Origin of the sequence: Hymenobacter montanus, assembly GCF_014699115.1 — a bacterium.
Taxonomy (GTDB): domain Bacteria; phylum Bacteroidota; class Bacteroidia; order Cytophagales; family Hymenobacteraceae; genus Hymenobacter; species Hymenobacter montanus.
In genome coordinates this window covers 86,405-100,251 of sequence record NZ_JACXAD010000011.1, presented here as the reverse complement: position 1 = coordinate 100,251, position 13,847 = coordinate 86,405, and the positions used below count along the sequence as shown (strand labels likewise).

The window sequence follows — 13,847 nt, the reverse complement described above, 5'->3', positions numbered from 1 at the left end:
GTGTTGGGGTGATGGAGTGTTAGAGCGATTATCAAGTCAGTGTACAGTTTTTCAAGAATTAAAAATGAAGAATTAAAAATCTGCTGGTCAATTTTTAATTCTTCATTTTTAATTTTTAATTCTCTTCATCCCCTCATCCTCAAAAACTACAAATAAATCAGAAACGTCGTCCCCTCGCCCACGGTGCTGGTTACTTCCAGCCGGCCGCCGTGAATTTGCACGATGCGGTTCACCAGGTAGAGCCCCATGCCCGTGCCGTCGACGTGGGTGTGGAAGCGGCGGAACAGCTGGAAGAGCTGCGGCCCAAACCGCTCCATGTCGATGCCCAGGCCATTGTCCTGCACCGTGAGAACGGGGCGGCCGGATGCGGCCTCGGGCGTGCTGCTAAGGCGGATACGCGGGGGGCGGTCGGGCGCGGCGTACTTGAGCGAGTTGCTGATCAGGTTGAAGAGCAGGCTTTGCAGGTTAGGCCGCACGAAGGTTACTGCCGGGCAGGTGGCGAAGTCCAGCTCAAACGCCGCGCCCGACTGCGTCACCTGGTCTTGCAGGCTATTGATGACTTCGGCCACCAGGGGGGCCAGGGCCACGGTTTCGGCCGGAACTTCCTGTTGCTGGCGCTGCCCCCGCACGATGGCGCTCAAGTCGTCGATGGTGCCAAAAATCTGGGCCAGCGCCCGCTCGAAGTAGCTGATGAGCTTAATGGCCTCGGGGTCGCGGAAGTAAGCCGTGCGGGTCAGTTCCTCAAAGATGCCGGCCATGTTGTTGATGGGCTGCTTCAGGTCGTGCGAGGCGGTGTACACGAAGTTGTCGAGGTCCTCATTAGTCCGCATCAGGCGGGCGTTCTGGGCTTCGAGCTGCTCCTGCACCTGCTTCACCTCGTGCACGTCGGTGTTGGCGCCCACCCATTCCGTGATGGCGCCGGTTTTGTCGCGCAGGCACTCGGCGCGGGTCAAAAACCAGCGGTACTGGCCCTGGTGGTTGCGCCAGCGGCTCTCGCCCTCGAACGGCTCGCCGGTGGCCAGGCTGTGCTGCCAGCGCTGCAGGGTAGGAGCCAGGTCGTCGGGGTGCAGAAAGTGCTCCCATCCCCAGCCCTGCAGCTCCTCGAAAGTGCCGCCCGTGAAATCGTACCAGCGCTGGTTGTAGTAGCTCGTCGCGCCGTCGGGGTTGGCCGTCCAGGCCATCTGGGGCAGGGTTTCGATCAGCTGCTGGAAACGGGCCTGGCTCGTGAGCAGCTGCTCCTGCAGCACGCGCTGCTGATGCACGTCGGTGTTGGTGCCGTACCACTTCAGCACCTGGCCCCCGTTGGCCCGCCGGGCCTGGGCCTGGCCCAGAAACCACCGGTATTGCCCGTCGTAGCGGCGCAGGCGAAACTCGGCCTCGTAGTAGCGCTGGCTGGCAATGGCCTGGGCCCAGTTGGCCTGCATGTCGGCCCGATCGTCGGGATGCACGAAGCTGAGCCAGTTAACGGCCCCGTTTTTCTCCATCGACTCGCCCACGTAAGCTGCGGTGCGGTGGTTGAAGAAGTCCACGGTGCCGTCGGGTAAGGCGGTCCACACCTGCTGCGGAATGCTCTCAGCCTGGATGCGCAGCTCTTCCTCACTGGCGCCGAGCTGGGTCTGGAGCTGGCGCAGCTCCGTTACGTCGGTGTTGGTGCCGCACCAGCGCACCACGGCCCCCGTGGCCGCGTCGCGGATGGGCCGGGCCCGGCTCAGGAACCAGCGGAACTGCCCATCGTGGCGCCGTAGGGGAAAGGTATCTTCCCAGGGCTGCCCCGCCGCGATGCACTCGAGGTAGCGCTCGTTCACGCCCTCCACCAGGGCGGGGTCGTGCACTTTCATCCAGCCCCAGCCTTGCATTTCCTCGGCCGACGAGCCCGTGTACTCGTACCATTGCTGGTTGTACCAAAACAGGCTACCCGTGGCGTCGGCCATCCAGGCAAGTTGGGCAATGTTGTCGGCCAGGGCGGCAAAGTCTTCGCGGCTGCGCGCCAGCTCGTGGGTGCGCTCGCGCAGCTCGTGCACATCGAGCAGGTAGCCGTAGCGGCGTACCAGGCGGCCGGTGGCATCCAGCTCGGGCACGGCCTCGGTCAGAAACCAGCGGTACTGGCCGTCGGCTCCGCGCAGGCGCACTTCCATCCGGCCGTTCTGGGCCAACTCTATGCTTAGCTGAATCAGGCGTAGGGCTTTGGGGCGGTCGTCGGGGTGGAGCGCCTCCCGCCAGTGGGCGTCGACCTCCGCCCAGGGCCCCCCGGCGGCCTGCCCGGTATACTGATACCACTGGGGGCTGACGTAGAGGGTCTCGCCCTGGCCATCGGTGATGAAGGTGATAATGGGCAGGGCTTCGGCTTGCCGGCGCAAGCGGGCGTCGGCGGCCTGCACCTCGGCCTGCAAGACATCGGCTTCGCGCCGGGCCCTCACCTGCTCAGTGACGTCCACAATAAACACCATCAGGCCGATGATTTGAGATTCGTCGTCGCGCCGGCCTTGGCAGGTCAGGTTGAGATGAGCGGTCTCGAACTGGCCCGTGGCGGAGTCGTAGAGCTCCAGCGGAACTTCCTGGCCCACGAAGGTCTCCCCAGTCCGGTACACTTGGTCGAGCAGGGCCCCGAAGCTTTGTTCCACCACTTCCGGCGCGCAGTCGCCCAGGCGCTCGCCCAGCCGGGCGCGCTGGCCGAGCAAGGCGTCGAAGCCGGGGTTGGTGTACGCGAAGCGATGCTCCGGCCCGGTGGTGGTGGCAATTAGGGTCGGGCTTTGGGTGAGAATCTGGGTAAGCTGCTGGTCTTTGAGCTCGAGTTGGCGTTGGGCCTCCCGCAGCTCATGGATGTCGAGGTTGGTGCCAAACCACTGGCGGGGCCGGTCGGCCGCCTGCGCCTCGGCCAGCGGCTCGGGCACCCCCTGGCTGGTGAACCAGCGGTATTGCCCATCGTGGCGGCGCAGGCGGAACTCGTACCGCCACGGGCCGCCGACGGCCAGGGCCTGGGCGTACGCGACTTGCACCCGCAACTGGTCCTCGGGGTGCAACGACCGCTGCCACACCTCATCGAGGGGCTCGGCCGGGTCCGAGCCGGTGTACTCGTGCCACTGCGGGCTGATGTAGAGCACGTTCCCGTACTCATCGCTGATGAACGTGATGGAAGGCTGGCTTTCGGTTACGTGGCGCAGGCGCTGGTCGGCGGCCTGGGCCGTGGCCTGCAGGGCCTCAGCCCGCTGGCGGGCCAGCACCTGCTCGGTCACGTCGATGCCATAGCTGAGCACGGCGCTCACCGGTTGGTCGTCGGCCGCGCGCAGCGGGAGCATGCCCGTATTAAAATAGAACAAGCGCGATTCGCCCGTGTCGGAGTCGGTGAAGGTGATGGCCTGTTCCAGGGCATGGAACGCTTCGCCGGTTTCGTACACCCGCAGCATGGTTTCCTGCCCGTGGCCTTGCTCGTTCATTTCGGGCATTATCTCGTGGCGGGGGCGGCCCAGTTGGAGGCGGGAGCCCATCAGCCGCTGCATTTTAGGCAGCACCACACTGGGCCGCAGCTCCGGGCCTTCGTACACGCCCAGCACCAGCGGCAGCTCGTCCAGGATGCGGTGCATACGCTGGTCCTGTTGCTGCAGCTGGGCCCGAATCTGGCGCTGCTCGTGTACGTCGGTGCAGGTGCCGAACCACTCGGTCACTTGGCCGGTAGCGTCGCGCAGGGGCTGCACCTGAGTCAGAAACCAGCGGTACTCGCCGTCGTGGCGGCGTAGGCGATACTCCAGCTCGTAGTAGCTCCCTTCGGCCGCGGCTGTTTGCCAGGCCGCGGCAGCTGCGGCGAAATCGTCGGGGTGGATAATGGTGGCCCCTAGGTGCTCCGGGCCGGGCTGCTCGGTCGGGCAGCCGGTGTAGTCGCGCCAGCGCTGGTTCACGTACGTGCTCCGACCCGTAGCGTCGGCCCGGAACACCAGCTGCGGAATAAACTCGGTGAGCAGCCGAAATTGCTCTTGTTGGCGTTGGTTTTCGGCCGCCAGGGCCTCGCTGCGCAGCCGGGCCTGCACCTGCTCGGTCACATCGAGGCTGTACGCCAGCACGCCCGTGGGGGTGCTGCCCGCGTCCAGGAGTGGCAGGTAGCCGAAGTTGTTGTAGTGCTCACGCAGGACGCCCGTGGCGGGGTCGAGCAGGAGGCTGCGCTCTTCGTGGCCAACAACGGGTTGCCCGGTGGCGAGCACCTGCCGCAGTACTTCCAGATAGCCCTGCGCGGCAATTTCCGGCAGGCATTCGGCCGCTGGCCGGCCCATTTGGGTGCGGGGCCCCATCTTTTGCCGGGCAGTAGCCGAAAGAAACGTAAAGGTCAGGTCCGGCCCCTCCATGGTGGTGATGGTCAGCGGCAACTGGTCGAGGATGCGCTGCATACGGGGTTGCTGGCTCACATCGAGCAGGTGCACCAGGACGTAGCGCAATGCGCTGGTTGTTGAGTCCGACGCCGGCACGGGGTGGAGCGTGGCTTCCCAATACGTGGGGGCTGAGGCCCCGGCCAACGGCTGCTCGTCGGCCCACTCCGGGGCCAGTACTTGCCGGGTGCCGGCCTGCGCGGCGAGCAGCCCCCCCGCCCAGGTGGCGGGGGGGGCTACCCGGTTGTCGACGGCCGCCAGCGCGGCGGGCAGGGCTACCAAGGGCTGACCGGTTAATGCCGCTACCGGGCCGAGCAGGGCTGCCATAGCGTTGTTCAGCGCCAGGATGGTGCCATCCGGGGCCAGCGCCGCGTAGGGGGCGGGCAGGGCGGCGAATAGCAATTCAAAATCCAAGAGTTGCGGAGTAGGGGCGGGCATGAAGAGCAGAATAACAAAAAGCAGCCGGCCGCGCACGGCTTCTATTTTCAAAGATAAGCTCTCATCCCGGGCCTGCGGTTACTGGCCGCCAAAAGCCCCGAGCCGGCGCAATTTGCCCCTTCCCCACTTTCTGTCGTCTTTAAATTTGGTCCGCGTAAGAGTCCTCTCCTTCGGCTTGCCGAACCATTGCATCTCTCAAGCCAACTGCGCAGAACCGCAAAAAGCCCGCCGGGCTAATGAGGCCCGGCGGGCGTTAAAATTGGAAGAGGACAAGAGCCACGGCTGTCAGGGCTTGCGTGCCAGCCGCGGCAGAGTTGGGCCGGGGCTTACGTTAAGTTGAAAGCTGCCCGTCTTTAGGCAGGGGAGTATCAAAGCGGATTTTTTAATTCTTCGGGAAAAGCCTGCTTCACGTGCTCCACCTTGGCTGCCGATACGTGGGCGATGTAGGGGTTTTCAGGGTGAAGGCGGTAGTAGCCCTGGTGGTAGGCTTCGGCGGGCCAGAACTTTTGGAACGGCACGACCTGAGTTACGATTTTGCCGCTATACTTCTTCGACGCATTGACTTTGGCAATGGTCGCTTCCAGCACTTTCTTTTCCTCGGGTGTGCGATAGAATGCCGCCGAGCGGTACTCAGGGCCGACATCGGGGCCCTGACGGTTCAGCTGGGTGGGGTCGTGCGAGGCCGTGAAGAAGATGTCGGCCAGCTTCTGGTAGCTGATAACCTTGGGGTCGTAATAAATCTGCACTGTTTCGGTGTGGCCCGTGGTTCTGGTGGCCACCTCTTCGTAGCTCGGGTTGGCTTTGGCGCCGCCGGCGTAGCCGCTCACCACCTGCTGCACGCCTTTCAGCTGCTCAAACGCTTCTTCCTGCGCCCAGAAGCAGCCGCCGGCAAACGTGGCGATGGCCAAGCCGCTTAGATTAGCTGGCGCGAAGCCAGCCGTGGACCGGGGCGGGTTTTGCGCATCGGCCGATTGCGGCGAGCCGCAGGCAAACGTGAAAGCCAATGCACTTAACCCAACAAGGGATTTCAATCGGTTTTTCATGGATAAGATGGGAATAGTACCGGAAGCGGTGGTTTGGAGTGGCAAGACCCCGGGTGAAACCTTACGGCGTAGTCTGTACTCTACGAATTTAAACCCGGTTTAGCTTGCGACTGTTTTGCAACTATACACGCGGAACACGCAATTGGTGTCGGGGGCTGAGCTGATACTGCGAAATTGCCCGGAGGACTTTCGTGGTACCGGCTGCTGGTCCGCGCCAGGGGCCCCGTCAGCTCTGCTTTCCCTAAACGTGCTCAACCGTGAGTGAATTCAACTCGTGGAACAACAGAGGGGTTCCTGACCGGAAACGTGTCAGCGCTGCCATTTAGTTGGGGAGGCAGCGTAAGTAAAAGCGGTGTTACAGCGAAGATTCCTGGTAGCTGGCGGGGTAAGTATTAATCCCTGATTTATAAGCAACGAGTATTTTTTACTACTGATAGGGGTAAATAGTTCTACTGGTTCTGCTTTTTTCGCATCCTTTGCTACGTATTTCCCGTAGCCACGCGCACTGCCCTCTTACCGCCCGCTATGTCGTTGCAAACATTACTCGAAGCCCCTCACATTACCATTGCCTATGACCATCAGCATGAGTGGCTGCACGCAGATTGGCACGGCCCCCAGGACTTGGCCAGCGTGCAGCACGGGGCTATGGAAATGCTGCGGCTGCTGCAGGCCCAGCGCTGTCATAAAGTGCTGAACGATAATACCCGCGTAACCAGTATGTGGAGCGAAGCCGCCGAGTGGGGCGGCACCGAGTGGTTCCCGGCCATGGCGGCGGCGGGCCTGCAATATTTCGCCTGGGTGTACTCAACCAACGTCTACAGCCGCTTGTCCACCGACCTTACCCTGCAGTTCACGGCGGGGGGGCCGGTGGTAGCCACATTCGACGACATCGAGACGGCCAAAGCCTGGCTGGTGCAAATGTAGCCGGCCGCGCTAGCCAAACCTGAACCTATTTGCCGTATTTTTGTCTGAAGGTCGAGGTGTAGTAACTTTTCTGCCGCCTCCATTTTCAGTCTTCTATGGCCCCAGCTCCCACTGCTTTTACCGTTGCCACGGCTACCGAGCCGCACCGCGTACGCACTCGCCAGATCATCAAGGCTCACCCCGAGGTGAAGCAGCTGATGACCCGCAATCCCATTACCTTCCTCATTGGTTTGGGCTGCGTGGCGGCCCAGATTGCGCTGGCCTACCTGCTGCGCAACCAGGCGTGGTACTGGACCATTCCCGTGGCCTACCTGGTGGGGGCCTTTTTCTCGCACACCCTGTTTGTGGTAATTCACGAGGCCGCCCACAACCTGGTCTTTAAAAAGCTGTGGCAGAACGTAGCCACCGGCATTCTGGCCAATTTCCCGTCGGTATTTCCTACGGCTATCAGCTTCAAGAACTTTCATATTAAGCACCACGTGTTCCAGGGCGTACACGAGCTCGACGCCGACTTGCCCGACTGGTACGAGGCCAAGCTGATTCACAACTACAGCATCGGTAAGGCCATCTGGTTGTTTTTCTTTCCGCTGTTTCAGGTGATTCGCACGGCGCGCTGCCGCGAAGTGGCTACTATCGACCGGTACGTGGTGGCCAACATCGTGGCCCAGGTTGTTTTCGACGCGGCCATCGTTTACTTCTTCGGCTGGACGGCCCTGCTCTACCTCTTCCTCAGCTTCTGGTTTTCGGTGGGCTTGCACCCCCTCGGCGCCCGCTGGATTCAGGAGCACTACCTCACCCTCAGCCCTGAGCAGGAAACCTACTCCTACTACGGCCGCCTCAACGGGATCAACCTCAACGTGGGCTTCCACAACGAGCACCACGATATGCCCAGCATTCCGTGGAACAACCTGCCCAAGCTCAAAAGCGTGGCCCCGGAGTTTTACGAGCCCTTGCTGGCGCACACCAGCTACACCAAGCTCTTTTTCAAGTTCTTGTTCGATCAGGAAATCAGCCTCTACTCCCGCATCACGCGCAGAGACCGTGGCACGGCCACGCTCAAAGACAGTAGCGTGCCGGATAGGGACCTGATTTCCGCGTAAGAAGTGCTGATAAGCATAAAAAGCGGCGGCTCCGTAGGGGAGCCGTCGCTTTTTTAATGCCGCGCAAATGTAACTGAGCCGCAGGTCGCCAGAGCGTGTCAGCTGCCCGGCCTCCCCCCAACTCCGCAATAATTTAGTAACTCGTGCTTTGGTTGAGAGCTGGCGTTGCGAGTCGAATTTGCCGGCGCGTCAACCAGGAAAGCCAACCACTGAGCTGTGAGAAAGCTGCTGTCCTTTTCTATTGCTACTTGCCTCTTGGCAATCAGCGCCTGTAAGATAAATCACAATTCATCCGTGAATCCACTTTCGTATAAGACCCTCGATGGCAAGGCTCCGTTGGTAATCGCGCACCGCGGAGCTTCGGGCCTGCTGCCCGAACACACGCTCGAGTCGTACCAGCGGGCCATTGACGACGGGGCCGACTTCATCGAACAGGACTTGGTGCTGACCAAAGACCAAGTGCTAGTTTGCCGGCACGAGCCCATGTTGTCCGGCACGACCAATGTGGCTGACTTGCCCCAGTTCGCGAATCGTAAAACCACTAAAACCGTGGACGGTGTGGCCTACAACGACTGGTTTGTCAGCGACTTCACTTTGGCGGAGCTCAGAACTATTAAAGCCAGGCAGGCCTTGGCCGACCGGCCCCAGCAGTTCAACGGGCTCTACGACATCCCCACCTTCCAGGAGGTTATCGATTTGGCCAAAGCGCAAACCCGCGCCAAAGGCCGGACCATCGGCATCTATCCCGAAACCAAGCACCCCACGTTCCACGAGGCCCTGGGACTGCCCCTGACTAGCAAGCTGCTGGAAGCGCTCGACGCCGCGGGCTGGAATAACCGCGCCGCCCCGGTGTTTGTGCAGTCGTTTGAGGTCGCCAACCTGCGCGCCATTCGCACCCAGTACCAGTCGACGGTGAAAACGGTGCAGCTGCTGGATGCCACCGACGTGGACGCCAGCGGCAACCTGACGCTGGTTGCGCCCGCCGCGCAACCCTACGATTTCGTGGTTGCGGGCGACCAGCGCACCTTCCTGGATCTGACCACCGACGCCGGGCTGGACTTCGTGAAAACCTATGCCACCGGTATTGGCCCCTGGAAGCCTTACATTCAGCCCTACACGCCCACGGCCAAGCTGCCCCCCACTACCCTTATCAAGCGGGCGCACCAGCGCGGGCTGCTCGTACACGCCTTTACGTTCCGCAACGAGCCCCGGTACCTGCTGCCCGCTTACCAAAATAATCCCACCGCCGAATACAAGCATTTCTACGATCTGGGCCTGGATGGCGTATTCTCCGACTACACCGCCACGGCAGTAGCAGCCAGGTAATCAGCAAGGTGAGTAAGCTTCGGATAGAAGTGCGGTGGCTGATTTTGGAGTGGTATTCTGGCCCCTGTATCGAGCATCAGGTACTCCTCTGCTGGGGCTTCGCGCCTGCAATTAGGGTTGTCCCCGGTAGGATTTGACCTACTGGGGACAACTCCGCAGGTCTCCCGTGAGGTGCCCGTGGCCACACTAGGTCAGTGACTCATAATCATACTTTCCGCTTCGCTACCGGAGCCTTAAGCAAGCTTTTCGTAGTATGGGCACCGCCGCCTGCCGTTCTTTCGTTTTTTAGTTGTCGAGTAGCTTTTTACCAGGAGTATTACATGCGTTGTTTGCTGGGCTGCGGGCTGCTGAGCCTCTTCGTGTTCGAATCAAATCAGGCGCAAGCCCAGAGCCTGCCCATTCTTAGCCAGAACCCGCCGTCGTTGCGCTGGCAGCTAGTGCGCACCCCGCATTTTAGAGTGCTGTACGCGGGTGGGCTCGACTCGGCCGCGCAGCGCACGGCCGCACGGCTCGAGCAGTTGCACGAGCCCGACGTAGCCACCCTCGGGGTGAGCCCGCGCCCCATCAGTGTGGTACTGCAAAACCAAACGACGGTTAGCAACGGCTTCGTGACTTTTTTGCCGCGGCACGCCGAGTTTTTCACCACCCCGCAGCAGGGCCTGGCCCTCGGCACCGTGGACTGGCTCGACGGACTGGCGGTGCACGAATACCGCCACGTGGGCCAGTTTGAGAAGGCCCGGCAGGGAGTAGGCCGGGTGCTGGGCCCGCTGTTGGGCGACGGGGCCCTGGGCATTGCGGCCGTGGGCGTGCCCCAGTGGTTTTTCGAAGGCGACGCCGTGGGCACCGAAACCGCCCTCACCCGCAGCGGGCGGGGGCGCATCCCGAGCTTCGGCCTGGGGCTGCGGGCCAACCTGCTGGCCGGGCGCCGCTACAGCTACCAAAAGGCCGTGAACGGCTCTTTCCGCGACCACGTGCCCGACTGGTACGTGCTGGGCTATTTTATGACGTCGTATCTGAAAACGCATTACGGGCCCGCCGTGTGGTCGTCGGTGCTCGATACCTACTACCGGTTTCCGTTCTACCCTTTCTCGTTCTCGGCGAGCATCCGTCGTACCACCGGCCTGACGGTGGAGCAGCTCTACAGCCGCACCATGGCCGAAATCGACTCGACCTGGCGGGTGCAGCAGGCCGCCCGGCCCGCCGGCCCGCCAGTGCGCGAGCTTGCCGGGTCCGCCACCGGGCCAGTGTTTACCCAATACGAATACCCACAGTACGTGACCGACAGCACCGTGCTGGCCCTGAAAACGGGCCTGGCCTACGTGCCGCAACTGGTGCTGCTCAGCCGCCACGGCCCCGAGCGCAAGGTATTCGTGCCCGGCCAGCTCAACCTGCCCGAGATGCTGTCGGTGAGCGCGGGCAAAGCGCTCTGGCCGGAATTTCAGCCGGATGCGCGTTGGGGCCAACGCATCGCGTCGGAGCTCAAGCTGCTGAACCTGAAGACCGGGGAGCTTACCCGGCTGGGTCGCGGCGCCCGCTACACCGCCGCGGCCCTCTCGGCCGACGGCCGCCAGATTGTGGCCGTGCGCACCGATGCCGGCTACCACCACGCGCTGGTAGTGCTCGATGCCCAAACCGGTGCCGAAACCCAGGTGCTACCCAACCCGCGCAACGACTTCTACCAGCAGCCCCGCTGGCATCCCGACGGGCGCCGGGTGGTGGCCGTGGTGCTAAGCGCCGCTGGCAAAACCATTGCCGTCCTCGATCCGACCGGGGCTGATCCGGCGCGCGCTTTGCTGCCGGTGGCGAACGTAAACCTGGCCAACCCGCAGCCCTGGGGCAACTTCGTGCTGTACAACTCCTCGCAGTCGGGTATCGACAACCTCTACGCCGTGAGCACCCGCACCGGCCAAACGTACCGCGTCAGCTCCCGACCGCTGGGCGCCTACCACGCGGCGGTGTCGCCGGATGGCCGCACCCTGGCTTTTCACGACTACCGGGCCACCGGGGCGCGAGTGGTCGAGATGCCCCTCGATACCGCGGCCTGGGCCCCCGTCGAGGTCGCCCGGGCCGAGGCTCCAAGTCCCTATGCCGATGCCCTGGCGGCCCGGGAGCCGGCGGGGCAGCTGGTGCCGCGCCTGTTGGTGCGCCCCGACTCGGCGGCCCCCCGCTACGGCGTGCGGCGCTACTCGCCTTTGCACCACGCCTTCAACCTGTTCAGCTACGGGGTGGTGCAAAGCCCGTCGGGCAACGCCGTGAGCCTGGGCCTGCGGTCGCAGGATTTGCTGAACACCACTTCCGTATTTGCCGGCGTGGGCTACGACCAAGCGGAGCGCACCTTTAGCGCAACGGGAGCTTTGAGCTACCAGGCCCTGTACCCGGTGGTGGACGTGGACGTAACCTACGGCGGACGCGACGCGGCCGTGATTTACCAGGGTCAGACCTACCGCGACCAGTGGCAGTACACGCGCTTCTCGGCCGGGCTGCGCCTACCGCTGAATCTGACGCGCTCCAAGTTCCTGCGCGCCCTGTCGGTGGGTACAGCCTACCTGCACGAGCGGGTGTTCGACTACGACCTGCCCGTCCGCAAACGCTCGGAAACTGGTCCCGGCCAGCCCCTGAACGCTATTCAAACCACGGTAAGCTACGTTTCGCAGCTCAAGCGCAGTGCCCGTGACGTGGCACCTCGCCTGGGCGGCGCTTTTTTGGGCACCTGGCGCACCACGCCCTTTGCCCGCGGGTTGGAAGCGGCGCAGTGGGGGGCGCAGGTCATTGGCTACCTGCCGGGGCTGGGCCGGCATCACGCCATCCGCCTGCGGGCGGGCTACCAATGGCAAAACCAGGCGCAGTACCAGTTCGCGCCGGCCGTCTCGTTCGCGCGGGGCGAGGGTTACGTGAGCTTCGACCGTCTGCGGGTGGCCAGCCTCGATTACAACCTGCCCCTGGCCTTCACACACTGGGAGCTGGGCCGGGTGCTGTACGTGCAGCGCCTGCGGGCCGCCGTGTTTGGCGACGCGGCCCAAGGCGAGAACCGGGCGGAACCCGGCAATCGGGCCTACCGCAACGTGGGCGTCGATGCGCAGGTGCTGTTTAACGTGCTGCGCCTGCGGACGCCAGTCGAGGCGGGGGTACGGGTCGTGTACCGGACTACCCTCCGCCAGTGGGTAATCGAGCCGTTGGCGTTTGACGTCCGGCTTTAAGCCTTCGCATTTGGCGCAGCTCCATCATCGACCTGACCCTTATTGGTCAGTAGTTTACCGAAACTGCCTGCGGCTATTTAGCTCCAGCCTCTTCCAACTCCACCTTCAAACTACGTCCTAAACTGTGTTAGTATGTAGTGTAAACTGTCTCATAAAACAAAGGCATGGAAATCTATCTTGACAGCCGCAAAAAAGCGGAACAAACCTTGGTAAAACGCTATCCTGGGGCTAAAATCATTGATGTTACTTCAAAGTCAGCTGATGAGTTTGTCAGATTTAGTCCCTTTTATCCGCATGGTGGAATTCCTATTCCCTATTCAGGCGGACAAACTGCGCAGTCCGTCGAAGGAATCTGGCAGGGGCTGAAAGTATTCGAAGGAAATGATGTGGATACCGGCTGTTTTCAAAATACTACCATGAAAAACCTGAAAAGAACCGTCAGGAAATGGGGGCAGCCCCTGGGGCACCGCAAAGGTGTAAATGGGCAGGAACTATTGCCGTACCTGGAAGCCAGGCTGCAGATATACTTGCCCGTTTACAGATGGGTGCTAGCACATAAACTAACCACCGAGCTGACGGAAAAACTCAGGCAATGGAATAAAACGCAGGACTTGGTTTTACTCGATTACGAAACCAATGGGGACGTCTATAATATCAGCAAACCTTTGTCACACGCTTCTTTGATAAAAGCATACCTGGAAGAGAGCTAAGTTCGCTAAGGTCGTCCGAGTCTGTAAGAGCTTTAAAATATTAACTTACAGAGACTAATTTGCTGATTGTGAGTAGTTGGCCACCAGCTGCAAATCAAGTAGCCCAAACCCCGCTACTAACCATCTACAGCAAGGCCCGGCCAATTTGGCCGGGCCTTGTTTGGTAGCGGAATATTCTTGCCAGGTGCTACCGCGAGTTGCTGCGGCAACCCGTCTCGGACAGGTTGCTCAACACGAGGTGGGGCACCGGCAGCGGAATCGTGTTGGCGAGGCAGACGCGGAGAGGCCATTGCTGGCTAGGGTCGTTGCGGTAGGTGAAGTATATACGTTTGCCTACTTGGTTGAAGCTGGCTAGATCGTCGGTATTGACAGCGGCAATCAAGTTGTTGCCCAGCGTATCGGCAGGCAGGCCAATGGGGTAGGCAGCATCCACATTAATGATCACGCCATCCATGCACAGATCGCCGACCACCACGCCGGAGTAACACTTAGGTTGGGGCTGCGGGTCCTCGCACTTGTGGCGCTGGCAGCTAAAGAAGGTGAGCGAGAACAGCGCGAAGCTGAGGAGGAGAGGGGTACGCATCGTCAGAAAAAGGCTAGGTGGTTAAAGTACTCTAAGCCCCTGACCGGCTCCCCGTGCAATGGGTTGCACGAGCATTCACTACGCTCTGAACTCCGGCCGTAGTGGTTCCGCTTGCCCGGAAATTCGACTTTCCCTAACGGTGGAGTTTTGCGGGACTTTCGCAGTAACCCT

The 13,847-nt window shown here is 61.7% G+C and carries 8 protein-coding genes; 5 read left to right on the top strand and 3 right to left on the bottom strand.

What is annotated here, in order from left to right; translation table 11 throughout:
* Positions 1 to 146: 146 nt before the first annotated feature.
* Positions 147 to 4,844 carry a PAS domain-containing protein gene (locus IC235_RS11525; protein ID WP_191005327.1) on the bottom strand — a complete coding sequence of 1,566 codons (4,698 nt, stop codon included), beginning with the start codon at positions 4,842 to 4,844 and terminating at the stop codon, positions 147 to 149.
* A 317-nt stretch (positions 4,845 to 5,161) separates the two neighbouring features.
* Positions 5,162 to 5,836, bottom strand: a complete 675-nt coding sequence (msrA, locus tag IC235_RS11520) for a peptide-methionine (S)-S-oxide reductase MsrA (RefSeq protein WP_191005326.1) — start codon at positions 5,834 to 5,836, stop codon at positions 5,162 to 5,164.
* A gap of 525 nt (positions 5,837 to 6,361) precedes the next feature.
* Here msrA and IC235_RS11515 point away from each other — a divergent pair.
* From IC235_RS11515 to IC235_RS11495, 5 genes are all read left to right on the top strand, one after another.
* Positions 6,362 to 6,760: a hypothetical protein gene (locus IC235_RS11515; protein ID WP_191005325.1), complete on the top strand. Its 399-nt coding sequence runs from the start codon at positions 6,362 to 6,364 to the stop codon at positions 6,758 to 6,760.
* Positions 6,761 to 6,855: 95 nt separating this feature from the next.
* On the top strand, positions 6,856 to 7,860 hold the full coding sequence (locus tag IC235_RS11510) for a fatty acid desaturase (RefSeq protein ID WP_191005324.1): 1,005 nt from the start codon (positions 6,856 to 6,858) through the stop codon (positions 7,858 to 7,860).
* A gap of 294 nt (positions 7,861 to 8,154) precedes the next feature.
* Entirely contained in the window at positions 8,155 to 9,186 is a 1,032-nt protein-coding gene (locus IC235_RS11505) for a glycerophosphodiester phosphodiesterase (protein ID WP_317173563.1), read from the top strand.
* A 320-nt stretch (positions 9,187 to 9,506) separates the two neighbouring features.
* Positions 9,507 to 12,383, top strand: coding sequence for a TolB family protein (locus tag IC235_RS11500; protein WP_191005322.1), 2,877 nt, complete (start codon positions 9,507 to 9,509; stop codon positions 12,381 to 12,383).
* Positions 12,384 to 12,547: 164 nt separating this feature from the next.
* Complete coding sequence (locus IC235_RS11495) at positions 12,548 to 13,093, top strand: DUF6939 family protein (protein ID WP_191005321.1); 546 nt, start codon at positions 12,548 to 12,550, stop codon at positions 13,091 to 13,093.
* 187 nt (positions 13,094 to 13,280) lie between these two features.
* On the opposite strand, the gene IC235_RS11490 is transcribed toward IC235_RS11495, so the two are convergent.
* The gene (locus IC235_RS11490) at positions 13,281 to 13,676 is read right to left on the bottom strand and encodes a hypothetical protein (RefSeq protein WP_191005320.1); all 396 of its coding nucleotides are present in this window, start codon (positions 13,674 to 13,676) and stop codon (positions 13,281 to 13,283) included.
* Positions 13,677 to 13,847: the final 171 nt, after the last annotated feature.

What these genes read in the sequence shown, in the direction of transcription:
- IC235_RS11490 (WP_191005320.1), bottom strand. Translation starts at nt 13,676, where the DNA reads ATGCGTACCCCTCTCCTCCTCAGCTTCGCGCTGTTCTCGCTCACCTTC.
- msrA (WP_191005326.1), bottom strand. Translation starts at nt 5,836, where the DNA reads ATGAAAAACCGATTGAAATCCCTTGTTGGGTTAAGTGCATTGGCTTTC.
- IC235_RS11495 (WP_191005321.1), top strand. Translation starts at nt 12,548, where the DNA reads ATGGAAATCTATCTTGACAGCCGCAAAAAAGCGGAACAAACCTTGGTA.
- IC235_RS11510 (WP_191005324.1), top strand. Translation starts at nt 6,856, where the DNA reads ATGGCCCCAGCTCCCACTGCTTTTACCGTTGCCACGGCTACCGAGCCG.
- IC235_RS11500 (WP_191005322.1), top strand. Translation starts at nt 9,507, where the DNA reads ATGCGTTGTTTGCTGGGCTGCGGGCTGCTGAGCCTCTTCGTGTTCGAA.
- IC235_RS11515 (WP_191005325.1), top strand. Translation starts at nt 6,362, where the DNA reads ATGTCGTTGCAAACATTACTCGAAGCCCCTCACATTACCATTGCCTAT.